The organism is Bradyrhizobium sp. RP6, from assembly GCF_003837805.1.
GTDB lineage: Bacteria > Pseudomonadota > Alphaproteobacteria > Rhizobiales > Xanthobacteraceae > Bradyrhizobium.
Genome location: NZ_RQIT01000007.1, coordinates 60,867 through 85,279 on the forward strand (window position 1 = coordinate 60,867; position 24,413 = coordinate 85,279).

At 66.1% G+C, this 24,413-nt stretch carries 25 protein-coding genes; 13 read left to right on the forward strand and 12 right to left on the reverse strand.

The features are described from left to right. Nucleotides 1-162 precede the first annotated feature (162 nt). The 4 genes from uvrB to EHH60_RS15890 form a co-directional block, all read right to left on the reverse strand. A complete protein-coding gene (gene uvrB, locus EHH60_RS15875; protein ID WP_124160401.1) occupies nucleotides 163-3,135 on the reverse strand; it encodes an excinuclease ABC subunit UvrB in 2,973 nt (990 codons plus the stop codon). A gap of 94 nt (nucleotides 3,136-3,229) precedes the next feature. Further along, a complete protein-coding gene (locus EHH60_RS15880) occupies nucleotides 3,230-3,457 on the reverse strand; it encodes a hypothetical protein (RefSeq protein WP_124160402.1) in 228 nt (75 codons plus the stop codon). Between the two features lie 58 nt (nucleotides 3,458-3,515). Continuing rightward, the gene (locus EHH60_RS15885) at nucleotides 3,516-3,740 is read right to left on the reverse strand and encodes a hypothetical protein (protein WP_124160403.1); all 225 of its coding nucleotides are present in this window, start codon (nucleotides 3,738-3,740) and stop codon (nucleotides 3,516-3,518) included. Nucleotides 3,741-3,855: 115 nt separating this feature from the next. Next, nucleotides 3,856-4,770 (reverse strand): LysR substrate-binding domain-containing protein, encoded by a 915-nt coding sequence (locus EHH60_RS15890; RefSeq protein ID WP_124160590.1) that lies wholly within the window; start codon nucleotides 4,768-4,770, stop codon nucleotides 3,856-3,858. Between the two features lie 123 nt (nucleotides 4,771-4,893). On the opposite strand from EHH60_RS15890, the gene EHH60_RS15895 reads away from it, so the two are divergent. From EHH60_RS15895 to EHH60_RS15905, 3 genes are all read left to right on the forward strand, one after another. Continuing rightward, nucleotides 4,894-5,673, forward strand: a complete 780-nt coding sequence (locus tag EHH60_RS15895) for a sulfite exporter TauE/SafE family protein (protein ID WP_124160404.1) — start codon at nucleotides 4,894-4,896, stop codon at nucleotides 5,671-5,673. Then, nucleotides 5,670-5,900, forward strand: a complete 231-nt coding sequence (locus EHH60_RS15900; RefSeq protein ID WP_124160405.1) for a hypothetical protein — start codon at nucleotides 5,670-5,672, stop codon at nucleotides 5,898-5,900. The genes EHH60_RS15895 and EHH60_RS15900 overlap by 4 nt, the downstream gene beginning before the upstream one ends. A gap of 115 nt (nucleotides 5,901-6,015) precedes the next feature. Further along, a complete protein-coding gene (locus EHH60_RS15905) occupies nucleotides 6,016-6,714 on the forward strand; it encodes a glutathione S-transferase family protein (RefSeq protein WP_124160591.1) in 699 nt (232 codons plus the stop codon). A gap of 63 nt (nucleotides 6,715-6,777) precedes the next feature. Here the strand turns inward: EHH60_RS15905 and EHH60_RS38060 are convergent, their stop codons facing one another. Further along, the gene (locus tag EHH60_RS38060; RefSeq protein ID WP_124160406.1) at nucleotides 6,778-6,987 is read right to left on the reverse strand and encodes a cysteine-rich CWC family protein; all 210 of its coding nucleotides are present in this window, start codon (nucleotides 6,985-6,987) and stop codon (nucleotides 6,778-6,780) included. A gap of 116 nt (nucleotides 6,988-7,103) precedes the next feature. Between EHH60_RS38060 and EHH60_RS15915 the strand changes: the two genes are divergently transcribed. From EHH60_RS15915 to hmuQ, 3 genes are all read left to right on the forward strand, one after another. Continuing rightward, nucleotides 7,104-8,648, forward strand: a complete 1,545-nt coding sequence (locus EHH60_RS15915) for a DUF1800 domain-containing protein (protein WP_124160407.1) — start codon at nucleotides 7,104-7,106, stop codon at nucleotides 8,646-8,648. 2 nt (nucleotides 8,649-8,650) lie between these two features. After that, nucleotides 8,651-9,868, forward strand: a complete 1,218-nt coding sequence (locus EHH60_RS15920; protein ID WP_199751501.1) for a DUF1501 domain-containing protein — start codon at nucleotides 8,651-8,653, stop codon at nucleotides 9,866-9,868. A gap of 173 nt (nucleotides 9,869-10,041) precedes the next feature. Beyond that, a complete protein-coding gene (gene hmuQ / locus EHH60_RS15925; protein WP_035710403.1) occupies nucleotides 10,042-10,365 on the forward strand; it encodes a heme-degrading protein HmuQ in 324 nt (107 codons plus the stop codon). Between the two features lie 13 nt (nucleotides 10,366-10,378). On the opposite strand, the gene EHH60_RS15930 is transcribed toward hmuQ, so the two are convergent. From EHH60_RS15930 to EHH60_RS15950, 6 genes are all read right to left on the reverse strand, one after another. Then, on the reverse strand, nucleotides 10,379-11,320 hold the full coding sequence (locus EHH60_RS15930) for an aldo/keto reductase (RefSeq protein ID WP_124160409.1): 942 nt from the start codon (nucleotides 11,318-11,320) through the stop codon (nucleotides 10,379-10,381). Nucleotides 11,321-11,576: 256 nt separating this feature from the next. Then, nucleotides 11,577-12,032 carry a GNAT family N-acetyltransferase gene (locus EHH60_RS15935; protein WP_124160410.1) on the reverse strand — a complete coding sequence of 152 codons (456 nt, stop codon included), beginning with the start codon at nucleotides 12,030-12,032 and terminating at the stop codon, nucleotides 11,577-11,579. A 72-nt stretch (nucleotides 12,033-12,104) separates the two neighbouring features. Next, a complete protein-coding gene (locus EHH60_RS15940) occupies nucleotides 12,105-12,917 on the reverse strand; it encodes a PAS-domain containing protein (protein ID WP_124160411.1) in 813 nt (270 codons plus the stop codon). Nucleotides 12,918-13,045: 128 nt separating this feature from the next. Further along, the gene (locus EHH60_RS15945; RefSeq protein ID WP_061877464.1) at nucleotides 13,046-13,204 is read right to left on the reverse strand and encodes a hypothetical protein; all 159 of its coding nucleotides are present in this window, start codon (nucleotides 13,202-13,204) and stop codon (nucleotides 13,046-13,048) included. A gap of 73 nt (nucleotides 13,205-13,277) precedes the next feature. Further along, the gene (locus EHH60_RS37550) at nucleotides 13,278-13,454 is read right to left on the reverse strand and encodes a hypothetical protein (protein WP_199751502.1); all 177 of its coding nucleotides are present in this window, start codon (nucleotides 13,452-13,454) and stop codon (nucleotides 13,278-13,280) included. A 157-nt stretch (nucleotides 13,455-13,611) separates the two neighbouring features. After that, nucleotides 13,612-14,262 carry a glutathione S-transferase family protein gene (locus EHH60_RS15950; protein WP_124160412.1) on the reverse strand — a complete coding sequence of 217 codons (651 nt, stop codon included), beginning with the start codon at nucleotides 14,260-14,262 and terminating at the stop codon, nucleotides 13,612-13,614. Nucleotides 14,263-14,842: 580 nt separating this feature from the next. Here EHH60_RS15950 and EHH60_RS15960 point away from each other — a divergent pair. From EHH60_RS15960 to EHH60_RS15990, 7 genes are all read left to right on the forward strand, one after another. Continuing rightward, nucleotides 14,843-16,045, forward strand: a complete 1,203-nt coding sequence (locus EHH60_RS15960) for a pyridoxal phosphate-dependent aminotransferase (RefSeq protein WP_124160414.1) — start codon at nucleotides 14,843-14,845, stop codon at nucleotides 16,043-16,045. A gap of 176 nt (nucleotides 16,046-16,221) precedes the next feature. Then, entirely contained in the window at nucleotides 16,222-16,701 is a 480-nt protein-coding gene (locus EHH60_RS15965; protein WP_124160415.1) for a DUF992 domain-containing protein, read from the forward strand. 210 nt (nucleotides 16,702-16,911) lie between these two features. Continuing rightward, nucleotides 16,912-18,960 carry an elongation factor G gene (locus tag EHH60_RS15970; RefSeq protein WP_124160416.1) on the forward strand — a complete coding sequence of 683 codons (2,049 nt, stop codon included), beginning with the start codon at nucleotides 16,912-16,914 and terminating at the stop codon, nucleotides 18,958-18,960. A gap of 310 nt (nucleotides 18,961-19,270) precedes the next feature. Further along, nucleotides 19,271-19,543 (forward strand): helix-turn-helix domain-containing protein, encoded by a 273-nt coding sequence (locus tag EHH60_RS15975; RefSeq protein WP_124160417.1) that lies wholly within the window; start codon nucleotides 19,271-19,273, stop codon nucleotides 19,541-19,543. 93 nt (nucleotides 19,544-19,636) lie between these two features. Beyond that, nucleotides 19,637-21,379, forward strand: coding sequence for a SulP family inorganic anion transporter (locus EHH60_RS15980; RefSeq protein WP_124160418.1), 1,743 nt, complete (start codon nucleotides 19,637-19,639; stop codon nucleotides 21,377-21,379). A 112-nt stretch (nucleotides 21,380-21,491) separates the two neighbouring features. Then, nucleotides 21,492-22,331, forward strand: coding sequence for a shikimate dehydrogenase (locus tag EHH60_RS15985; RefSeq protein ID WP_199751503.1), 840 nt, complete (start codon nucleotides 21,492-21,494; stop codon nucleotides 22,329-22,331). Between the two features lie 65 nt (nucleotides 22,332-22,396). Further along, nucleotides 22,397-23,023 carry a hypothetical protein gene (locus EHH60_RS15990; protein ID WP_165935879.1) on the forward strand — a complete coding sequence of 209 codons (627 nt, stop codon included), beginning with the start codon at nucleotides 22,397-22,399 and terminating at the stop codon, nucleotides 23,021-23,023. 228 nt (nucleotides 23,024-23,251) lie between these two features. Here EHH60_RS15990 and EHH60_RS15995 read toward each other — a convergent pair whose 3' ends face one another. Then, nucleotides 23,252-24,388 carry an alpha-hydroxy acid oxidase gene (locus EHH60_RS15995; RefSeq protein WP_124160421.1) on the reverse strand — a complete coding sequence of 379 codons (1,137 nt, stop codon included), beginning with the start codon at nucleotides 24,386-24,388 and terminating at the stop codon, nucleotides 23,252-23,254. Nucleotides 24,389-24,413 lie beyond the last annotated feature (25 nt).

Here is a 24,413-nt window from a genome sequence, read left to right on the forward strand (position 1 = left end):
CATCACCCCCCGGATATCGCGCCAGCTCGTGACGATCGTGCTGCTGCTGTCGGTGACGGCCGTGGTGAGTGTGAGGTGAGGAGAACAAATCTCTCCTCGTCATTCCGGGGCGCTGCGAAGCAGCGAGCCCGGAATCCATAACGACCACTCGCGCGGTTGCGCCTACCTCTTCTTCCACCCACCCCGTCGCCCCGGCGCGCCACCCGTCGATTTCGGCGCTGGCCCAAACTCCGGTCCGGACTGCCGCGAGTCCGTCGGCTGGATGATCCTGCTCGTGCTGCCGAACGGCTTTGACGGCAGTGCGCGGCTCTCGCGATACGGCAACGACTCCGGGCCGTGCATCTCGTCGAGATGCGGCTTGTGCACGCGAGAGCCTTTGCCGCCGCCGGCCTTGAGCGCGGTTGCGGCGCTCTTGTTCTTCATCGCGCTGACCGGCAAATTCGCCGCGTCGCCGTATTTCTTCGAGCCGGCATAGGCGCCGGCCTTGCCCTGCACGGTGCGCTGCTTGGCGGTGGGGTCGTCGACCACGGCGAGCTCGGTGGCGCGCAGGCGCTTGACCTCGTCGCGCAGGCGCGCGGCCTCCTCGAAGTTCAGGTCGGCCGCAGCCTCGCGCATACGGGTTTCGAGATCGGCGAGCACGGCTTCGAAATTGTGGCCGATCGAGATGACGTCGTCGGTCATGTCGTGACCGCCGACCTCGACCAGCACGTGGTCGCGCTCGTAGACCGAGTTGAGGATGTCGCCGATCTGCTTCTTCACGCTCTCCGGCGTGATGCCGTTGGCGGTGTTGTACTCGACCTGCTTCTCGCGGCGGCGGTTGGTCTCGGCGATGGCGCGCTCCATCGAGCCGGTCATCTGGTCGGCATAGAGGATCACCTTGCCGTCGACGTTGCGCGCGGCGCGGCCGATGGTCTGGATCAGCGAGGTCTCGCTGCGGAGAAAACCTTCCTTGTCGGCATCGAGGATCGCGACCAGCGCGCATTCGGGAATGTCGAGGCCTTCGCGCAAGAGGTTGATGCCGACCAGCGCGTCGAACGCACCGAGCCGCAGATCTCTGATGATCTCGATGCGCTCGATGGTGTCGATGTCCGAGTGCATATAGCGCACGCGAATGCCCTGCTCGTGCAGATATTCGGTGAGGTCCTCCGCCATGCGCTTGGTCAGCACCGTGATCAGCGAGCGATAGCCGGCCTGCGCGGTGGCGCGCACCTCGCCGACGAGATCGTCCACCTGCGTTCGCGCCGGGCGGATGTCGACGGGCGGATCGATCAGCCCGGTCGGGCGAATGACCTGCTCGACGAACACGCCGCCGCTCTCGTTCAGCTCCCAGCTGCCGGGCGTGGCGGAAACGGCGACGGTCTGCGGCCGCATCATGTCCCACTCCTCGAAGCGAAGCGGGCGGTTGTCCATGCAGGAGGGCAGGCGGAAGCCGTATTCCGCCAGCGTCGCCTTGCGGCGGAAGTCGCCGCGGAACATGGCGCCGATCTGCGGAATGGTGACGTGGCTCTCGTCGGCGAAGATCAGCGCGTTATCGGGGACGTATTCGAACAGCGTCGGCGGCGGCTCGCCGGGGCGGCGTCCCGTGAGATAGCGCGAATAGTTCTCGATGCCGGCGCAGCTGCCCGTCGCCTCCATCATCTCGAGGTCGAAGGTGGTGCGCTGCTCCAGCCGCTGCGCCTCCAGCAGGCGGCCCTGATCGTGCAACTGGTCGAGCCGCTGCTTCAGCTCCGACTTGATCGACTTGATCGCCTGCACCAGCGTCGGGCGCGGCGTCACATAGTGCGAGTTGGCGTACATCTTGATGAATTCGAGCTCGTCCTGCTTGTGGCCGGTAAGCGGGTCGAACTCCTCGATGGTCTCGATGGTGTCGCCGAACAGGTTCACGCGCCAGGCGCGGTCTTCATAGTGCGCCGGGAAGATGTCGATGACGTCGCCGCGGACACGGAAGGTGCCGCGGGTGAAATCGGCCTGGGTGCGCTTGTATTGCAGCGCGACGAGGTCGGCGATGAGCTGGCGCTGGTCGATGCGCTCGCCCTTCTTCAGGGCGAAGGTCATCGCGGTGTAGGTCTCGACCGAACCGATACCGTAGATACAGGACACCGAGGCGACGATGATGACGTCGTCGCGTTCCAGCAGCGCGCGCGTCGCCGAGTGGCGCATGCGGTCGATCTGCTCGTTGATCGAGGAATCCTTCTCGATATAAGTGTCGGTGCGGGGGACGTAGGCCTCCGGCTGGTAATAATCGTAGTACGAGACGAAATACTCGACCGCGTTGTCGGGGAAGAAGTTCTTGAACTCGCCATAGAGCTGGGCGGCGAGCGTCTTGTTCGGCGCCAGGATCAGGGCCGGGCGCTGCGTCGCCTCGATCACCTTGGCCATGGTGTAGGTCTTGCCTGAGCCGGTGACGCCTAACAGCACCTGCGAACGGTCGTTGCGGTTGATGCCCTCGACCAGCTCGGCGATCGCGGTCGGCTGGTCGCCCTTGGGCTCGTAGGCCGACTTGATCTCGAAGCGGACGCCGCCCTCGGACTTCTCCGGGCGCGGCGGCCGGTGCGGCGTCCACACCTGCATGGAGCCGTCGCCCTTGCGAAACTCCGGCCGGCCCTCGCGGATCAGCGACTCCAGCGCATCCGCGGTCGCCTTGACGCCGAGCGCCTCCATCTTGCTGCGCGGCGGGCGCGCCAATGCCTCGGCATCGTCCTCCTCGGTGGGAAGGCCGAGCTGCCGGGCCAGTTCCGGATCGAGCGTCGGGATCGTGGCCGCGGTTCCGTAATTGGCCTGCGGCGCTTCCTCCAGGCCAGCAAGCTCACTGGATTGACGGGCGCCCGGCGGCTGCGGATTGGGCCGCAGCGGCATCGGCCGCGCAGCATCCTGCGGGAACTCCTTCGGCGTCGAGGCCCGCGCGCGGTGCGCGGCGGCCTCGCCCCCGGCGCGGCGGTCGCGCGAATTGTCCGGCGGCGGCTGCAAGCCAGTCCCCGATCCAAGGCCGGCATCGCCGCGATTGATCGCGGGATTGAGCAGCTCGGCCAGCGCCGGCCCGATCGGCTGTACATCGGGGCGATGTGCCTTCGAGTTCGGGGCCTTGGTCTTGGGGGATTTGCCGGATTTTTCGGAGGATGCAGGTTTCTTCGCCATGGGGCGAATATGGGACGAGTCCGCCCCACGATAAAGGGTGAATGCCCGCCGCCATGCGCGCTGCTGACAGCAGGTTGGCAGCAGGCCGGGACCTTCACGCCGCCGGCAGCGGCCCCTCGTCGTTCCCGGGCGCCCGATACGGTTCGAGGATGTCGAGATGGATGCCGCCGCAATCGGTGCAGCGCATGGTCCAGTACTCGCATCCGGCGCGGCCGTCGATCACGCGGAGCACCGCGAGATCGCCGTCGCATTCCGGGCAGTTGGATAACACCGCGCGGTCGTAGATCCGCGGCCGCGCTGTGTCGGTTTCGATGATGGACATGATCGGTGTTCCCCCCCAGCGCCGCCCTGTCTCTGGTCCGCCTGCGGACCCCTTCGCCCTATTCGTCCTCGCCCTCGGCCCGCCGGCGGAAGCGATCGATGTGGTGCTTGGCATCGGCAATCGCGGCATCGCGATCGGGCCAGGCGAAGCCGACTTCCATGGCAGGAAACAGCACGCCGTCGATGGCCACCGGGCTGAAATCGGCCCGGCGGATCCGCGCGTGCCACAGCCCCTTGCCAGCTTCGAAGGATTCGATGTCAAAGCCGTCGTAAAGGGTCGTCATGAGTGTAGGTCCCACTTTTCTTCTCGGAGGGTCAGGGGACCACATTTGCGGAATTCAGGATGTGAAGCCGTTCACAAGCGGAGCGGCTTTTTTGCCCAAGCCTATCGAAGAGGCTTCAGTTCCGTGCGCCGGCCCGGCCGATCCGCCGCGGGCGGGCGGCGGGTTCCGACGCCGCACGCATGATCCAGCGGCGGAAGGCGGCAAAGTCGCGCTGCTCGGTCTGAAAGCTGCGATAGAGCAGGTACCAGCGCATGCCCTTGGGCACCGAGAGGTCGAATGGTGCCACCAGCCGGCCGGCCGCGAGATCGTCGTCGATATAGGGGCGGATGCCCATGGCGATGCCGAGCCCGTCGGCAGCGGCCTGGAGCGCCTGGCCGTAGAACTGGAACTCGGGCCCACGCGCGTTGATCCGCGCAACGCCCGCGGCCTTCAGCCAGATCGGCCAGTCCTCGGCTGAGTGCGCGACGCGGATCAGGCTTGGCCCCTTCAGGTCGGCCGGGCGTTTCAGGCCGCCCGCGAGGCGGGGCACGCAGACGGGAGTGAGGTCGCCTGCGAACAGCGGCTCGGCGACGAGGCCGGGCCAGTCGCCGGTGCCGAGCTTGATGCCGCAGCTCCAGTCCTCGCCGAACGGCACCGCCGCGCCGCCGGTGGTGAAGCGCACCTCGATGTCGGGTTCCTCGCTGCGAAACTCCGACAGGCGCGGGATCAGCCAGCGCATCGCAAAGGTGTGGCCGACGCCGATGGTGAGCACGCGGACGCTTGCAGGCGCCGTCACCTGCGCAGTGAGGCTCGCCAGCGCATCGAAGATCGGGGTCAGCCCGCTTTGATAGGCGCGGCCGGCCTGCGTCAGCACCAGGCGATTGGCCTTGCGCTCGAACAACGCGACGCCGAGCCGCTCTTCGAGCAGATGGACCATGCGGCTGACAGCGGCCGCCGACACGCTCAGCTCCAGTCCGGCCGCAGCAAAGCTGCCGGTCCGCGCCGCCGCTTCGAACGCCTTGATGCCGTTGAGAAACAGCAGCCGCCGCAAATGTCCGACCCTCAGGAAAGCTGATGCCAGGGCAAGATAACTCAGTTTGCGGAGAAGGGGCAAGCGAGGCACGTTCACCTTAGCGGCCTGCGTCCCTGACCCGAGAACCTGGAGATCCTGCGCGTGACGCCCCTCATGATCGCTGCCCTCGGATTGCTGATGGTCGCCACCGCATTCCTGTCGGGACTGTTCGGCATGGCGGGCGGGCTGATCCTGATCGGCGTGCTGCTGGCCCTGATGCCTTTGCCGACCGCGATGGTGCTGCATGCGATCACGCAGATGGCCTCGAACGGATGGCGCGCGTTCCTGTGGCGGGCGCATATCCGCTGGCGACCGGTCGCGAATTATCTGGTCGGCTGCGCGGTCGCGCTCGCAGCATGGTCACTCACCCGCTACGTGCCGGACAAGCCGGTCGCGCTGCTGATGCTGGGCGCCACGCCGTTCATGGCGCGGCTGCTTCCCGCGAACGTCAAGCCCGATCCGGACCGTCTCTGGCAGGGCACGGTCTATGGCACGATCTGCATGGGTCTGATGCTGATGACCGGCGTCTCCGGCCCGCTGCTCGACACCTTCTTCCTCGGCGGCAATTTCGGCCGGCGCGAGAAGGTCGCGACGAAGGCGATGTGCCAGCTCGTCAGCCATTTCACCAAGCTGGTCTATTTCGGCGGCATCATCGACCAGGCTGCGAGCCTCGATCCCGTGCTCGCCGGCGTTGCGATTGCGGCCTCGATGCTCGGCACCACGCTGGCGCGGCGCATTCTCGAAGCCATGACCGACCAGCAATTCGTCACCTGGTCGAACCAGCTGATCACCACCATCGCCTGCTACTACATCGCCTATGGCGGTTGGCTCCTGGTTCGTACCCCGGTGCTGGCCGCCTTCGACAAGGGAGGTTTGCAATGAGCGAGACGGCCGATCCGCTGGTGCTGGACTTCGTCGAATGGGTCGCGCGCGAGCCGCGCGCCTATGCCGAGGTGATCGCGACCTGGAAGACCTCGTGCCCGCGCCTCACCGTCTGGGAGGACGCCGCGGACCGTGGCTACGTCGCGCGCGAAACGCTGCCCGGAATGGGGCTGATCATCGCGGTGACGGAGGATGGCGAGAGGCTGTTGCGCACGAACGGGCGGTGACGGTCTCCACAACGTCATTGCGAGCGCAAGCGAAGCAATCCAGAATGTCTCCGCGGCGGCAGTGTGGATTGCTTCGCTGCGCTCGCAATGACGGAGCATGAGGAGGCCGCGAATGATGTCACTCAAACTCTACGAACTCGTCGGCATCGATGCCTCTCGTCCGTTCAGCCCGTATTGCTGGCGCACGCGGATGGCGCTGGCGCACAAGGGGCTGGCGGCGGAATCGCTGCCCTGGCGCTTCACCGAGAAGAGCACGCTTGCGCCGCACGGCTCGGATAAGGTTCCGGTGCTGTTGCACGACGACAAGGCGGTGGTCGATTCCTGGACCATCGCGAATTATCTGGAAGACAATTTTCCGGATCGTCCGTCGCTGTTCGGCGGCGAGGGCGGCCGCGCCATGGCGCGCATGATCAATGCGTGGGGCGACATCGCCATCGTGGGCGGCATCTTTCCGCTCATCATCGCCGACATCCCGAAGAATCTGAATGAGGTCGATGCCGCCTATTTCCGCAAGTCGCGCGAGGCGCGCTTCGGCGGCAAGAGCCTGGAAGAGGTCATGGCGAGCCGCGACACCGGCGTGGTCGCGTTCCGCAAGTCGCTGGAGGTGATGCGCCAGACACTGAAGAAGCAGCCCTATATCGGTGGCAATGCACCGAACTACGCGGACTACATCGTGTTCGGCGGTTTTCAATGGGCGCGCGTGGTCAGCCCGTTCAAGCTGCTGGAGGCGGACGATCCGGTCTATGCCTGGCGCGAAAGACTGCTGGATGCGTTCGACGGCATGGCGCGGACATCGCCGGGACATCGCGTTTAGCCTTCGTAGCCCGGATGGAGCGCAAGCGAAATCCGGGTCGGCGCCCGCGGAACGAATCTCGGATTACGCTTGCGCTCCATCCGGGCTACGCGCCGCCGCTTTCCTTAAACACTCCCGGCACAAGCAATCCTCGCCCTCGAGCGGCATCGGCAGCTTTGCCGTCTCCTCCGCGCACCAGCAGCTTCCCGAGAGGTCGCAGCCGAACTCGGTGCCGCAGCGGGAGCAGGCGAGGCGGCGTGGTTCCTGCAACGCGGATTCTTTCGGATTTGTCATGATCTACGCCGAAGCTTCGCCGTCATTTTCATGTCGGGTTCATCTGTCGCTGCGGTATATTACGCGCCGCGCACGCATCAGGAAAGCGGCTCCAACGCGCGAAGGACACATCACCGATGGCCCGCGATTCGCAAGCCGCCCTCGTCGCGCTCAACCGCTTTGGCTTCGGCGCCCGCGGCGGAGCGTCGGGCGATCTCGTCAACGCAGCATCCGACCCGCGGGGCTTCGTGAAGGCGGAGCTCGCGCGTGCCAACGGCATGCTGCTGGAAGCGCCGGGACTGCAATCGACGCCGCAACTCGGGCAGGCCGTCTTTGCCTATCAGGACGAGGTCAGACGGGCGCGCGAGGCAGCGAAGGCCGCCGCGCCCGCTGAGACGCCGTCGCCCGCGCCGACCGAACCGAACGCCGGGCTCCGCCGCAATCCCTCGCTGAACGCGACGGCGACCGCGGGCCAGATGGCGGAGGCGAAGCCTGCGGACAATGGGACAAAGCCGGACGCCATGCAGCCCAACGCGGCAGCACCGACGGCGGCAAAGCCGGCGCCGCTCAACGTGATTCAAAAGACGTTTCGTGCGGAAGCGCTGGCTCGGCTGCAGCGCGCGACGCTTGCCGAGTGCGGCTTCACCGAGCGCCTCGTCGCGTTCTGGTCCAACCATTTCTGCATCTCCGCCAGCAAGGGCGAACTGGCGCGGATCTGGGCCGGTGCATTCGAGCGCGAGGCAATCCGGCCGCACGTGCTCGGGCGCTTCGCCGACATGCTCAATTCGGTCGAGCAGCACCCGGCGATGCTGTTCTTTCTCGACAACCAGCAATCGCTCGGTCCGGATTCGCGCGCCGGGCAAAACCGCAAGCGCGGGCTGAACGAAAATCTCGCGCGCGAGATCATGGAGTTGCATACGCTCGGCGTCGGCGGCGGCTACACGCAAGGCGACGTCACCTCGCTCGCGCGCATCATCACGGGGTGGACCTTTGCCGGCCGGCAGGGGCAGTTGGGGTCACCCGGCTCCTTCGTCTTCAACGCCAATGCGCATCAGCCCGGGCCGCAAGTCCTGCTCGGCAAGACCTACGAGGCCACCGGGCGCGCACAGGGCGAAGCCGCGCTCGCCGACCTCGCGCGGCATCCGTCGACCGCGAATTTCATCGCCACCAAATTCGTCCGTCACTTCGTCGCAGATGATCCGCCGCCGGCGCTCGTTGCGCGCCTGCGCGACGTCTTCGTCAAGACCGACGGCGATCTCAAGGCGCTTGCCATGGCGCTGGTCGATTCCGACGAAGCGTGGAAGGCGCCGCTGACCAAGATGCGCTCGCCTTACGATTTCCTGGTCGCGAGCGGCCGGCTGCTCGCGCAGGTGCCGGAGGATCCGAGCCGCTATCTCAACGGCCTCAACCTGCTCGGTCAGCCGCTATGGTCGCCGCCCGGCCCCAATGGTTTTCCCGACACCAATGCCGCCTGGGCCGCGCCCGAAGGCATCAAGCTCAGGCTGGACATCGCGGCGCAGATCGGCGCGCGGCTCGGCAACAACGTCGATCCGCGCGACTTGCTGGAATTTGCCGCTGCCGACGCGGCCTCGATCGAAACGCGTAAAACCATCGAGCGCGCGGAGTCGCGACAACAGGCGCTGGCGCTGCTGTTGATGTCGCCGGAAATGCAGAGGAGATGAGGATGATCGACTGCGTCGAGAACCGCCTCCTCACCTCGCGCCGCGGCCTCTTGCTTGGCGGCGCTTCCTTTGCAGCCTGGGCTTACCTGCCGAAATTCGCCCGCGCCGCCGATCGGCACGATCCGCGCTTGATCGTGGTGATCCTGCGCGGCGCGCTCGACGGTCTCTCGACCGTCGGGCCGATCGGCGACCCCGACTATGCCGGCCTGCACGGCTCGATCGCGCTCACCGCGGATGGTGCGCATCCCGCGATCATGCTCGATTCCTTCTTCGCGCTGCATCCGGCGATGCCGGAATTTGCGCGCATGTATCGCGACAGGCACGCGGCAGTGATCCATGCGGTGGCGACGCCTTATCGCGACCGCTCGCATTTCGACGGCCAGGACGTGCTCGAAAGCGGCTATGCCGGACCGGGCCGCGTGCAGTCCGGCTGGCTCAACCGCGCGCTTGAAGCGCTGCCGCGCGGCGAACGCGTGTCGAGCGGTCTCGCCGTCGGGCCGACCACGCCGCTGGTGCTGCGCGGCAATGCGCCGACCGTCGGCTGGGCGCCCGTGGCGCTGCCGCAGGCGGATGACGACACCGCGATGCGCCTCGTCGAGCTCTACCGTCACCGCGATCCCACGCTGGCCTCGGCGTTGTCGCAAGGCCTCCAGCTCGACAAGGTCGCGGCCGGCGAAGATATGAAGGCGAAGCGCGGCAACGCCGTCGCGCAGATGCGGCAGGTCGCGCGCGGCGCCGCAAAGCTGATGGCGGCCGACGACGGCCCGCGCATCGCCGCGCTCGCCTTCGACGGCTGGGACACGCATGCCAATGAAGGTGGCCCTGTGGGGCGTCTCGCCTTCCTGCTCGGCGGCCTCGACGGCGCGCTCGCCGAGTTCGAAAGCAGCCTGGGAGATCGCTGGCGCGACACCGTCGTCGTCGTCGCCACGGAGTTCGGCCGCACCGCGCGCATCAACGGCACCGAGGGCACCGATCACGGCACGGGAACGATCGCGCTGCTCGCCGGCGGCGCGGTGAAAGGCGGCCGCGTCATCGCCGACTGGCCCGGCCTCAAGCTCGCCGACCTCCACGAGGCCCGCGACCTCAAGCCGACGACTGACCTGCGCTCCGTGATGAAGGGCGTGCTGCAGGACCAGTTCGGCCTGTCCGATCGCGTGCTGGCAGAGACCGTGTTTCCCGACAGCGCAAGCGCAAGGCCGATGAAGGGATTGGTGACTTAGGCCGTCATTCGGGGCGCGCGTCTTGTCGGCCGAAGCTCGAAGAGCGAAGGCGGAAGCGCGAACCCGGAATCCATCCATCGACTTGCTCCGTGACGGAAGGGATTTCGGGCCTGCGCCTTGCGGCGCATCCCGGAATGACGACATGATGGGCCGAGCATCAGGAGAGATCACCCATGTACATCGCCATGAACCGTTTCCGCGTCGCCAAGGGCTCCGAAGCCGCCTTCGAGCAGGTCTGGCTTTCGCGCGACACCCATCTCGACAAGGTGCCGGGCTTCGTCGAATTCCATCTGCTGAGGGGCCCCGAGCTCGAGGACCACACGCTCTACGCCTCCCACACCGTGTGGGCGAACCACGCCGCGTTCGAGGCCTGGACCAAGTCGGAGGCGTTTCGCGCGGCGCATCACCGGGCGGGCGACAACAAGCCGCTTTATCTCGGCCATCCCCAGTTCGAAGGCTTCGAGGTGGTGCAGACGGTGGGGCGCGGTGCGAAGTAGCGCGCCGCAGAGCTCAGCCCAGAGTGATCTTGTCGATCTCCGCCATCTCATCCGCGCTGAGTTTCCAGGCGATCGCCTTCACGTTCTCCTCGACCTGCTCGACGCGCGTGGCGCCGGCGATCACGCTCGACACTTGCGGACGCGCGGCGAGCCAGGAGAAGGCGAGCTCCAGCATCGAATGGCCGCGCGCCTTGGCGAAGGCCTGAAGCTTCTCGACCATGTCCTCGTTGCGCGGCGTGACGTAACGGTCGCGCAGCGCCGGCGCCTTGGCGAAGCGCGTGTCGGCGGGTGCCGCCGCGCCGCGCTGGTACTTGCCCGTCAGCAGACCGCTCGCGAGCGGGAAGAACGGCAGCAGGCCAAGCCTGTACTCCTGCGCAGCCGGCAGCAGATCCTTCTCGATATCGCGCACCAGCAGTGAGTATTCGTCCTGGCAGGAGACGAAGCGGCTGACATTCATCGCGCGCGCGGTGAACTCGGCTTCCGCGATCCGCCAGGCCGGGAAGTTGGAGTTGCCGGTGTAGCGCACCTTGCCTTGCCGGATGAGATCGTCGAGCGCACGCAACGTCTCCTCCATCGGCGTCAGCGGATCGTAATCGTGCTGCTGGTAGAGGTCGATATAGTCGGTCTTGAGCCGCCTCAGGCTCGCCTCGACCGCGGTCATGATGTAGCGGCGCGAGGCGCCCTGCTTGGTGCCGTCGGTCGCCATCGGCTTGGCATATTTGGTGGCGAGCACGATGTCCTTGCGGCGATCGCCGAGCACGGTGCCGAGCACCGTCTCCGAGCCGCCCATCCCGGCATAGATGTCGGCGGTGTCGAACAGCGTGATGCCGAGATCGAGCGCGCGATGGATCACCTTGCGCGAGGTCTCCAGATCCGTGCGCTGGCCGAAATTGTTGCAGCCGAGCCCGACCGCAGACACGCGAAGGCCGGAGGCGCCGAGATTACGAATTTCCATGGGAGATCCTGTCAGATGAGCAGCGGCACATTGTGACGACCGTGCGCAACATCAGCAAGCTGATGCCCGCGCTGCTGCCATGCAGACAATCCCGAACAAAAAACGCGGCCCCTGTCAGACGCGGCGACTGACGGGGACCGCTTTGGGCGCTTGATCGGTGACGGGGGGCCTGACCAGACGCAGGTGCAGCGTAGCCTTGCTCTGTTACGCGCGGGTGACAGGCGCAGTTATCCACAGGGACTCCCGCACCCAGGACTCAGAAGATCTTGCGATAGACGATGAAGCCGGACCGCTCCGCGACCTTATCGTACAGGCGCTGCGCCGTGAGATTGGTCTCATGCGTCTGCCAGTACACGCGTGGCGACCCCGCGAGCTTTGCCCGTTCATAGACGCCATGGATCAGCGCCGAGGCGACGCCCTTGCCGCGCGCGGCCTCGAGCGTGAACAGGTCCTGCAAATAGCAGGACGGCTCGATCGCGGTGGTGCTCCGATGAAACAGATAATGCGTCAGCCCGAGCAGGCGGCCGTCGTCCTCGGCGACCAGCGCGTGCATCGGCTCATAGGCGTCGAAGAAGCGCTGCCACGTCATCTTCGTGATCTCGGGCGCCAGGGCGGTCGGGCCCGAGCGGCCGTAGAAGGCGTTGTAGCCGTCCCACAGCGGCAGCCATTGTTCGTAGTCCTGCCTCGTGACGGCGCGAATGGTGAGCGACATGTGAAATTCCCGCGATCGATGAAGCGTCCTTCATACGTGATGGTCGCACTGCCGATCAATCGCGCCGTCGCGTCACTCCGCGACGCGGAGGTAGCGGGTCAGCTTGCGGTTTGCGGGGTCGCGCAGCGAGCGGTAGTAGTCGGCGCGTGATGGCTCGTCGGTGTGGCGCACGAGGTCGGTCACCGGGGTGTAGCTCAGCATGCGTCCACCGTCGGGCAGCGCGGTGCAGACGAAGCGCAGCACCTCGCCGTTGCTCAATTTGATGTTGATCGGTGTGGCATCGCCGCCCCGCACCATCTCCATGCGGCGTGCGATGAAGGTGCCGAGCTCGTCCTCCGGCAGTTCGAACGCGCCGACGTCGCGGCCGTGATACATCAGCGCGATGAAGGGCGGCTTGCTTTCGGCTATCTGGTCGGGCAGTGCAAAATAATCGCGGAACGCGCGGTTGATGAATTCGGCCCGGGTCTCGACATCGAGCAGCACGATGCCGATATCGACCTGGTCGAGCGCGGCCGACAGCCGCGCGGCCGTGGCGTGGCTCCGGCGCTCGGCCGCGACCGTGCCGAGCAGCCGCTCGCGCATCAGGCCGGTGATGCCGGCGGTGCCGACAGCCGTGACGGTCAGGAGGCCGAGCCGGACCAGATCGGCGGCGCCATAGCCGGAAACGCCGTAGCGGTTGAGGAAGAACAGCGCCGCGCCGATCACGGCGACGGCGGCGGTCGTCATGGCGGAGGCTAGACCCGCGAGCGCACCGGCGAAAGCCACGATGCAGACGAGCAGCGGCGCGGGCGAGGGGGCGGGGGAAAGGCGATCGAACAACATTGCCAGCAGCGGGGCCGCTGCCGCCAGCGCCGGACCGGAGATCGCACGCCATCCGAACCGCATGGACCAGTCTCGCTCCTCCGAACGAGGTAACGCCGCCACACTGACTGATTTGTTGCGCCACAGCGATACAGTGTCGCGCGGCGTGCTTAAGGCGCGCTTACGTGCAAGCGTAGGGTTTTCGGATGATTTTAGACCATGTGCGCGTGCTTGACGCGCTGTTGCAGCGTGGGCGCATTCAGGGTCGACGTCCCCGTGCCCTTGCGCGTGCCGACGATGATCAACAGCGACGCCGCGACCAGGATGGCCGCAGTCAGGGTGATTGCAACGACTACCACAGGTGATTTCATCGACGTCCTGTCGCGATGCCGGTCGGCGCGGGCCGCGCGGCGCCCTGAAGGCAGGTCCAGGATGAAACGGGAATCAGACCGGCAGGCCCATCGCCATGGTCGCCTTGGTCGACAGCACCGTCAGGGCGACGATCAGGCACAGCGAGAGCGCGGCGACGGCGAGCGAGGCCGCGACCGCGTGGGTGAGCCGGGAAGACGCGACGGTAGCGGGTGGGCTCTGAAAGCCTGCCGTGCCGGACGCCCGTATCATGGTCTAAATCCTTCAACACGCGAGCGAATCACCCCGCGACTTTCCGGAATTTCCCAGTTTCAACCGGCAATATTGCGGCGGCTACCGCGCCAAAAATGGCGGGATTGGGGCAAGGACGTTCCTTGTACCCGCTATTCCGCCGGAGCGGGGTGCGCGGTCAGGCGCCTGCGGCGATGCTGGCGGGGTCGTCGACGTCAGCCGGGCGCCAGTCCATGGTCACGAAGCCGGGCGCGGCTTCCACGCGCTTGAGCCAGTCCCGGATCGCCGGGAAAGTGGAAAGATCGAAATCGCAGCGGTCAGCCAGGTGTGTGTAGCCGTACAGCGCGATGTCGGCGACCGTGAGCTGGCGCGCGGCGAAATAGGCGTTGGTCTTGAGATGGTTCTCCATCACCTGGAGCGCGCCATAGCCCCGCTCCATCCAGTCCTCCAGCGAATGGGTCTGGAGATCGCGGCCGCCCTTGACCAGCGACAGCCAGAAATAGGCGGCGCCGATGTTCGGCTCGAGCGCGTGCTGCTCGAAGAACATCCATTGCAGCGCCTCGGCACGGTCGATGCGGTTCTCGGGCGCGAGCGGCGTGCCGACGGCGACATACCAGAGGATGGCATTGGACTCGGCGAGATAGCGGCCCTCGGCGACCTCGAGCAGCGGCACCTGCCCCGAGGGGTTCTTGCTCAGAAAGTCCGGCGTGCGGCTCTCGCCGCGCAGAATGTCCACCTCCAGCGCCTCGTAAGGCAGGTTGAGCAGCGCCAGCGCAAGGCGAACCTTGTAGCTGTTGCCCGAGCGTTGCATCGAATAGAGCTTGTACATTCTGCAGTTCGAATCCGAGGATGGGAGACGCGGCGCTCGTTGCCCCGCGAGGCGGCTAAACAATGATGCCGATGCGAATCCGCCGCAAGAGCCAGCCAATAGAAAAACTCGAAAACCTTGCCGCACCGCAATGTTGCGGAAGATCATTTCCGCGCGACCATGCAATTCAGATCACGTGTACGTCATCCGCGGACACATCGCTCTGCGAGGTCGTGAAGCACGTCGGCTATCGCATAGACGATCGGGATCAGGACGCCAGTGTTTCCACATCGTCATAGGCGGGATGGCCGGCGAAGCTTCAGCGAAGACGGCAAGCCCGGGCATGACGACGAGCGGTTTCCTGGCGAGGCGCACCACCCAAAATTGCTCCGAGGACAGGCCTTGCCGGATATGAGCAATTCCGCCGGCAAAGTTCCGGAATATTGCGGTGAATCATGCCCTCGAACCGCGTGAATCCGTAAACTTTTCCGAGATCGGACCGAAGCTTCTTGCGGCGCAGCGGCACACGTTTTAGGGTGGCTCATTCCCCCAATCAGAGTCGTGAGGCGAAAGGCTTCACGACGCTCGCCAGGAGATGATGATGTCCTTCCTTGCCGCTGCGCTCGACCGTGTGAAGCCGTCCGCGACCATCGCGGTCACGGATAAAGCACGTGCGCTGAAAGCGGCTGGCCGCAACGTCATTGGCCTCGGTGCCGGCGAGCCCGACTTCGACACGCCCGCCAACATCAAGCTGGCGGCAATCCGCGCCATCGAGGCCGGCAAGACCAAGTACACGGCGGTGGACGGCATCCCCGAGCTGAAGGAAGCCATCATCGCCAAGTTTCAGCGCGAGAACGGCGTCGCCTACAAGCCGAACCAGATCATCGTCGGCACCGGCGGCAAGCAGGTGCTCTACAACGCGCTGATGGCGACCATCAACCCGGGCGACGAGGTGATCATTCCCGCGCCCTATTGGGTCAGCTATCCCGAGATGGTCGCGCTCGCCGGCGGCGAGCCGGTGCCGGTGGTCTGCACCGCCGCGACCGGTTTCAAGCTCCAGGCGGAAGCGCTCGAGCGCGCGATCACGCCGAAGACAAAATGGGTCATCCTGTGCTCGCCGTCGAACCCGACGGGAGCTGCCTACACGCGTTCGGAACTGAAGGCACTCACCGACGTGCTGGTGAAGCATCCCCATGTCTGGGTGATGACCGACGACATGTACGAGCATCTCGTCTACGACGACTTCCAGTTCACCACCGTCGCGCAGGTCGAGCCTGGTCTGTACGACCGCACGCTCACCGTGAACGGCGTCTCCAAGGCCTATTGCATGACCGGCTGGCGTATCGGCTATGCCGGCGGTCCCGCGCATCTGATCAAGGCGATGGCGACGATCCAGTCGCAATCGACCTCGAACCCGTGCTCGATCGCGCAGTGGGCTTCCGTGGAGGCGCTGAACGGTCCGCAGGAGTTCATTCCCGTCAACAACAAGGTCTTCAAGGAGCGCCGTGACCTCGTCGTTTCCATGCTCAACCAGGCGAACGGCATCGAGTGCCCGCGCCCCGAAGGCGCGTTCTACGTCTATCCGTCCTGCGCCGGCACCATCGGCAAGAAAGCGCCATCGGGCAATGTGATCTCCAACGACGAGCAGTTCGTCACCGAGCTCTTGGAGACCGAGGGCGTCGCTGTGGTGCAGGGCTCGGCCTTCGGCCTTGGACCCGCGTTCCGCATCTCCTACGCAACCAAGACCTCGGACCTCGAAGACGCCTGCAAGCGCATCCAGCGCTTCTGTGGCAATCTGCGCTGAGGCTCTGCCGCGGACAGGATATCGAAAAGGCCCGCCTCTGGCGGGCCTTTTTAATTGTTTGCACGCTTATCCTCGTGCGCGATCTGGCACCACCACGGCTGTTGTGGCATAGACCGATCACGCAACACGGGTGGGGCGCTCTCTCTGCTCGCATCACTTCATCGCCGGAGACATTCATGCGCCGTTCATTCCTCCTCGCAGGGCTCACCGCCGCCAGCCTTCTTGCCTCCGTCGCGAACAGCGGCGCGCAGCAGCGGATGACGCGGGTCGGCGTGCTCGAGTGCCGCGGCGGCGCCAGCGTCGGCTTCATCGTGGGATCGGTAACCCATCTCGGCTGCGTTCTGCGCGCCGACGGCTTGCCCGACGACCGCTACGTCGCGACCATCCGCAAAGTCGGCCTCGACATCGGCATCACCCAGGAGACGGCCTTGGCCTGGGGCGTGTTCGCGCCGGTCGACCGGCTCGGCCCCGGCGACCTCTCCGGCAATTACGCGGGCGCGCAGGGCAGCGCTTCGGTCGGTGTCGGCCTTGGCGGCAACGTTCTGGTCGGCGGCTCCAACAACTCGATCGCGCTCCAGCCGCTCAGCGTGCAGGGCCAGGTCGGCCTCAACGTCGCCGCCGGACTTGAAAGCCTGGAACTGCGTCCGGGGCGTTGAGCTCCAACGCTGGTATTGCGTTCACCTCTCCCGCTGGGGAGAGGCGGAACACCGCCGGTGGACGATTGGACCCAACAGGCACTATAAAACTAGATCCAATTGACGACGCACCGCAGCGACGTTTGATGCTTGCCAAATCTCGGGGAGGGGCAGAGCATCCGCGTTTGCCGACCCAATCACGGGCCGAGCTCCACACCAAGGAGGCGGCGAATGGGACAAGACGTCAGAAGTCCCCGAGGTCCACGGTGCATCGCGCTGGTGGGCCCTTTCCAAAGCGGTAAAACCTCACTTCTCGAAGCGATCCTGGCGCGAACGGGCGCAATCCCGCGCGCCGGCAGCGTCGACGCCGGAACTTCCGTCGGCGACGCCACGCCGGAGGCCCGTCATCACAAGATGACCGTCGGGCTGACTGCCGCGACCACGAGCTTCATGGGCGACAGCTACACCTTTCTCGATTGTCCCGGTTCCGTCGAGTTTGCCCACGACATGCGCGCCGCGCTTCCCGCGGTCGACGCCGCAATCGTGGTCTGTGAGGCCGACGAGAAGAAGCTGCCGCAGCTTCAGATCATCCTGCGCGAGCTGGAGGAGCTGAAGATCCCGCGTTTCCTGTTCCTGAACAAGATCGATCGCGCCAGCCAGCGCATCCGCGAGACGCTCGCCATGCTGCAGCCCGCCTCGCGCGTGCCGCTGGTGCTGCGCCAGATCCCGATCTGGAAGGACGAGTTGATCGAGGGCTTCGTCGATCTCGCGCTGGAGCGCGCCTTCATCTATCGCGAGCACAAGGCGTCCGAGGTGGTTGCGCTCGAAGGCGGCGATCTCGATCGCGAGAAGGAAGCCCGCTTCTCGATGCTGGAGAAGCTTGCCGATCACGACGATGCGCTGATGGAGCAACTGCTCGAGGACATCCAGCCGCCGCGCGATGCCGTGTTCGACGATCTCGCCCGCGAATTGCGCGAAGGCTTTATCTGTCCGGTGCTGCTTGGCTCGGCTGCGCGCGAAAACGGCGTGCTCCGCCTGATGAAAGCGCTGCGCCACGAGGCGCCCGGCATCGCGGAGACGGCGAAACGTCTCGGCGTCCCCGAGACCAGGGATGCGCTCGGCTACGTCTTCAAGACAGTGCATTCGCAGCACGGCGGAAAACTGTCGCTGACACGCCTGCTTGCCGGCCATCTCGACGACGGAGCGACGCTGCAATCCGGCTCCGGAGGCTCGGGGCGCGTCTCCGGCGTCCTCGCCGTCAATGGCGCCTACGACACCAAGCGTGCCTCGGCCGAAGCCGGCGATACGGTGGCGCTCGCCAAGCTCGATGCGATCAAGACTGGCGACACGGTGTCGAACGGCAAGACGCCGCCCGCGGCCTTGATCACGATCGAGCCGACGCCGCCGGTGCTCGCGATCTCGATTGCCGCGGTCGATCGCAAGGACGACGTCAAGCTCGGCCAGGCGATGGCGCGGCTGCATGAGGAGGATCCGTCCCTCGTCGTCGTGCAGAACGCCAAGACCCATGACACCGTGCTGTGGGGGCAGGGCGAGATGCATCTGCGTGTTGCGGGTGAACGGCTGCGCGACCGCTTCGGCGTCAAGGTCACCTCGCATCCACCGGGGATCGGCTACCAGGAAACCATCCGCAAGCCGATCACCCAGCGCGGGCGGCACAAGAAGCAGTCCGGCGGCCACGGTCAGTTCGGCGACGTCGTGCTCGACATCAGGCCGCTGCCGCGCGGCGACGGCTTCAGGTTCGGCGAGAAGGTCGTGGGCGGTGCGGTGCCGCGCAACTATATCCCGGCGGTGGAAGAAGGCGTCGTCGACGGATTGGCGCGCGGCCCGCTCGGCTTCCCCGTTACCGATGTGGAGGTGACGCTGACCGACGGCTCCTATCACAGCGTCGATAGCTCCGATCTCGCCTTCCGCACGGCGGCGCGGGTCGGACTCAACGAAGGCCTGCCGCAATGCCAACCGGTCTTGCTGGAGCCGATCCACATGGTCGAGATCGTCTGCCCGACCGACGCGACCGCCAAGATCAATGCGATCCTGTCGGCGCGGCGCGGCCAGATTCTCGGCTTCGACACCCGTGACGGCTGGACCGGCTGGGACTGTGTCCGCGCGATGATGCCGGAAGCGGAGATCGGCGAACTGATCGTGGAGCTGCGCTCGGCCACCGCCGGCGCCGGCAGCTTCACGCGCCAATTCGACCACATGGCCGAAGTCACCGGCCGCGCCGCCGACCAGATCATCGCTGCGCACCAACACGCGGCGTGATTTGGAAGGGAGGCGCCCCTCCCTCACCCCCTCTCCCGCCCTGATCGATCAGATCGGGAGAGGGTGGAAAGGCTGTATCCGGGATTGCGGTATTCCATCCGGCCAGACCGCCTCGTTTCGTCATTGCTGCGAGCGAAGCGAAGCAACCCGGACTGTCTCCGAGGAGCCGGCCTGGATTGCTTCGTCACAGGAGTTGCTCCCAATGGGGGAGACGGGTGCACAGAGCCTTGCATTTGAGCGGATTTGATGTATTATACATCGTTGTATATGTTCTAAGCATCATATATAAGCTCTGATATGTGAGGCCAAGGTGATCACGTCATTCCAGATGCGGGCAGCCCGGGCGCTGCTCGGCATTGACCAGAAAACCTTGGCCGAGCTCGCCGGCGTTTCGCTGCCGACCATCCAGCGGATGGAGGCCAGCACCGGCAATGTTCGTGGCGTGGTCGAGACCCTGATCAAGGTGGTCGAGGCGTTCGACCGGGCTGGCGTCGAGCTGATCGGCGAGCAGGCCCGTAGCGACGGCGGCGGGCGTGGCGTTCGCCTGAAGGAGCCGGGGCAGCCGCGCCGCGTCGGAGCATGATCGAGCGTTGATCGTGCCCGGGATCAGGATCGGCTGGCGCATCGTCGCACCTCGGCAACGAAGGGGCGCACGGTGGTTTGGAGCATTGTGGGCATGAGCATCACGACCGATCAGGCAAGCCGGCTGCACCAGCTGCGTCAGCCGACCTTTGCCGAACTGTATTTGCCGAAACTCGTCACCGTCTGGCGCGAAGGCTACGGCCTCGCGGATTTTCGTGCCGACGTCTTCGCCGGCCTGACGGTTGCGATCGTCGCGCTGCCGCTGTCTATGGCGATCGCGATCGCCTCGGGCGTGACGCCGGACCGCGGTCTCTATACCGCCGTCGTCGGCGGCTTCATCGCCTCCCTGCTCGGCGGCAGCCGCTTCCAGATCGGCGGGCCTGCGGGCGCGTTCATCGTCTTGGTCGCAGCGACCGCGGAGCGTCACGGCGTCGACGGCGTCATCCTCGCCACCATGATGGCGGGCCTGTTCCTGATCGCCGCCGGGCTGCTCAGGGTCGGCACCTACATCAAGTTCATCCCCTATCCGGTCACGGTCGGCTTCACCGCCGGCATCGCCGTGATCATCTTCGCCAGCCAGCTCCGCGATCTCTCAGGCATCACGCTCGCGGGGAAAGAGCCCAGCGAGTTCGTGCCGAAGCTCGTGGCGCTTGCCGGCGGCCTCAACACCGTCAATCCGTCCGCCGTCGCTGTCGCCATCGTCAGCATCGCCATCATCGCGGCCTTGCGGGTCTGGCGGCCGTCCTGGCCCGGCATTCTGATCGCCGTGGCCTTTGCTGCGGTGGCGACTGCGGTGTTCTCGCTGCCGGTCGAGACCATCGGCTCACGCTTCGGCGGCATTCCGCGCGAATTGCCGTCGCCGGCCCTGCCGGCGTTCTCACTGGCGAAGGCACAGGCGGTGCTGCCCGACGCGATCGCCTTCGCCCTGCTGGCCGCCATCGAATCGCTGCTGTCTGCGGTGGTCGCCGACGGCATGACCGGGCGCCGTCACCGCTCCAATTGCGAGCTGGTGGCGCAGGGAGCGGCCAATGTCGGCTCGGCGCTGTTCGGTGGCATCTGCGTCACCGGCCTGATCGCACGCACCGCCACCAACATCCGCGCCGGCGCGCGCGGACCGCTCGCGGGCATGCTGCATTCGGTGTTCCTGCTGCTGTTCATGCTGATCGCGGCGCCGCTGGCGAGCTACATTCCGCTGGCCGCGCTCGCCTCGGTGCTGGTCGTGGTGGCCTGGACCATGGCGGAGAAGCACGAATTCGCAACGCTCCTGCGCTCGTCATGGGGCGATGCCGTCGTGCTGCTCGCGACCTTCCTGCTCACGGTCTTCCGCGATCTTACCGAGGGCATCCTGGTCGGCTTCGCGCTCGGCGCGGTGCTGTTCATCCACCGCATGGCGGAGATGACGGGCATCGAGGAACGCACGCCGCTGGTGGCGGCCGATCGCCCTGACGACGGCAATGGCGATCGCGTTCCCTACGATCCCGCCCTCGCGGTCGATCGCGACGTGCTGGTCTATCGCATCACCGGCGCGTTCTTCTTCGGTGCGGCCTCGGCGATCGGCGGCGTGCTCGACGGCATCGCCGACAAGCGCAAGGCCTTCGTGGTCGATTTCGCCGCGGTGCCGTTCCTGGATTCGACCGCGGCCAACGTGCTCGGCCGCGTTGCAGCCAAGGCGCACCGCCAGGGCATCAGGCTGTTCATCACGGGAGCCTCGCCCACGGTCCGCCGCGCGCTGCTCACCCATGGCGTGACGCCGCCGCGCGCGCGCTATCGCACGAGCCTCGAGCGCGCCATCGCCGACATCAAGAGCCGGGCCGCCGACGAGGCTGCCGCGAGCTGACGACGCTGTTATCGCGCCGGCCGATCCGACCGACCCTGCGGCCGCTCGGGCCGCGCTTGACAGGGCCTGCGGGACGCGAAATGGATCGCCTCCCACACTTCCTGAGGGACCGATGACCCTGACCAAGGCTCCTGCAGCCTGTCTGATCGGATGGCCGGCCGCGCATTCGCGCTCGCCGCTGATCCATCATTACTGGCTGCGCACGCTCGGCATTGCAGGCGGCTACGTCATCGAGGCGGTGCCGCCCGAGAATCTGCGCGATTTCGTGCTGCGGCTGTCGCTCCGCGGCTTCGTCGGGGCCAACGTCACCATCCCGCACAAGGAGGCCGTGCTGGCGCTGTCGACGCCCGACGCCCGTGCAAAGGCGGTCGGCGCCGCGAACACGCTGTGGTTTGCCGACGGCGAGTTGCGTTCGACCAATACCGATGTCGAGGGTTTCATCAACAATCTCGACGCCGGCGCGCCCGGCTGGGGAGCGGCCGAGGAGGCGCTGGTGCTGGGCGCCGGAGGCTCCGCGCGCGCGGTCGTGTTCGGCCTGCTGGAACGCGGCATCAGGTGCGTGCATGTCGCCAATCGCACCGTCGCGCGGGCCGAGATGCTGGCAAAGCAGTTCGGGCCGAACGTGCATCCGCTGCCCTGGGACGCGATCGGCGACGTGCTGCCGCGCGTAAAACTTCTCGTGAACACGACCTCGCTCGGCATGCATGGTCAGCCCTCGCTCGATGTCGACGTCGCGCGCCTGCCGCAGGCGGCGGTCGTCGCCGACCTCGTCTATGTTCCCCTGCTGACGCCGCTGCTGGCCGCAGCAACAGCGCGCGGCCTGAAGACCGCCGACGGGCTCGGCATGCTGCTGCACCAGGCGGTCCGCGGTTTCGAGCTGTGGTTCGGGCGGCGGCCCGAGGTCACGGCCGAGTTGCGGGCATTGGTCGAGGCCGATCTCACAAAGACTTGAGAGGGGCGCGGCGAATAGCACACCATCTCCGGAGTTCTACCGTCGTGGGACAATCGGAGACCGTCATGTCTGTTCAACGTGCAACCTTCACACGTCCGCTGATCGCCGTCGCGATGGTGGCCGTCTCGACTTACTGCGCCTTTGCCCAGCGGGCGCCGGTGCCGACGCGCGTGCGCGGCACGATCGAGAGCGTCAATGGCGACACCATGCAGGTCAAGTCGCGCAGTGGTGAGGACGTCAAGCTTCACATCGCCTCCGACGTGAACGTGTCGGGGATCACCAGGATTTCACTCGCCGACATCAAGCCGGGCTCGTTCATCGGTGCGACCACCGTGCCGGGACCGGACGGCAGCCAGAACGCGGTCGAGGTCCACGTGTTTCCCGAGAGCATGCGCGGCACCGGCGAGGGCTCCCGGCCCTGGGACCTCAAGCCGAACTCCAGCATGACCAATGCGACGGTGGCCGAAAGCGTCGTCGGCAATGACGGTCATACGCTGCTGGTCAAGTACAAGGACGGCGAGAAGAAGGTGTTCGTCGCCGACAACACGCCGGTGGTGACCTTCGTGCCGAGCGACAAATCCGAGTTGAAGCCGGGTGCCAAGGTCATCGCCTTCATGAAGCAATTGCCCGACGGTTCGTTCGAGACCAACCGCGTCAGCGTCGGTCGCGACGGCCTGGCGCCGCCGATGTGAGGGGCTGTGAGACGCGCACCTGCCGCCTCAAATACGGCCGTCGTCCCGAACAAGCGTCAGTGCAGATCCGGGACCCATAACCACAGGGAAAAGTTGTCACGCGAAGCAGGTCACTCCGAGTCCCCGTAGCCACACCCGCCTGTGGCTATGGGTCCCGGATGGGCGCGCGCTTTGGGCGCGCTTGTCCGGGACGACAGTGATTATTGCTGCGACATCCTGGCAGACGCCTCACACCGCAATGATATGATCGTCGATCTCGTCGATCCGGTTGACGCCGCACAGGCCCATGGTCGTGAGCAGCTCCTTCTGGATGATGTCGATCGCCTTGGCGACGCCGGCCTGGCCGCCGGCACCCAGGCCATAGGCATAGGCGCGGCCGATCATGCAGGATTTTGCGCCGAGCGCGAGCGCGCGCATCACGTCCTGGCCGGAGCGGATGCCGCCGTCGAACATGATCTCCATCTTTTCACCGACTGTATCGACGATTTCGGGCAGCACCTCGATCGAGGACGGCGCGCCGTCGAGCTGACGGCCGCCATGGTTGGAGACCACGATCGCCTGCGCACCGGTTTTTGCGGCGAGTTCGGCGTCCTCGACGTCGAGAATGCCCTTCAGGATCAGCTTGCCCGGCCAGATCGAGCGGATCCAGTCGATGTCGTTCCAGTTCAGCGAGGTGTCGAATTGCGAGTTGATCCAGGTCGACAGAGAAGTGATGTCGTCATTGACCTTCAGATGCCCGGCGAGATTGCCGAAGGTGCGGCGCTTGCCCTGGAGGACGCCTGACACCCAGGCCGGCTTGGTGGCGAAATCGATCAGCTTGGACAGCGACCATTCCGGCGGCACCGTCATGCCGTTCTTGATGTCCTGGTGGCGCTGCCCGATCACCTGGAGATCGACGGTCAGCACCAGCGCCGAGCATTTGGCCGCGATCGCGCGCTCGATCAGCGCCTTGATGAAGCCGCGGTCCTTCATCACATAGAGCTGGAACCAGAACGGCTTCTCGACATTGGCGGCGATGTCCTCGATCGAGCAGATCGACATCGTCGATTGCGTGAACGGGATGCCGGCCGCCTGCGCGGCGCGGCAGGCGTGGATCTCGCCGTCGCCGTGCTGCATGCCGAGCAGGCCGACCGGCGCGAGCATCAGCGGCATGGTCGAGGGCTCGCCCAGGATCGTGGTCGAGGTGTCGCGCTTGGAGACGTCGACGAGGATGCGCTGGCGGAACTTGATCGCCTGCATGTCCTCGCGGTTGGCGCGCAGCGTTTCCTCCGCATAGGAGCCGCGGTCGCAATAATCGAAAAACGCCTTCGGAACGCGGCGCTTATGCAGCGCACGAAGATCGTCGATACAGGTGATATGCTTCATGTCTTTTCCCCGGCCCGTCCTACTC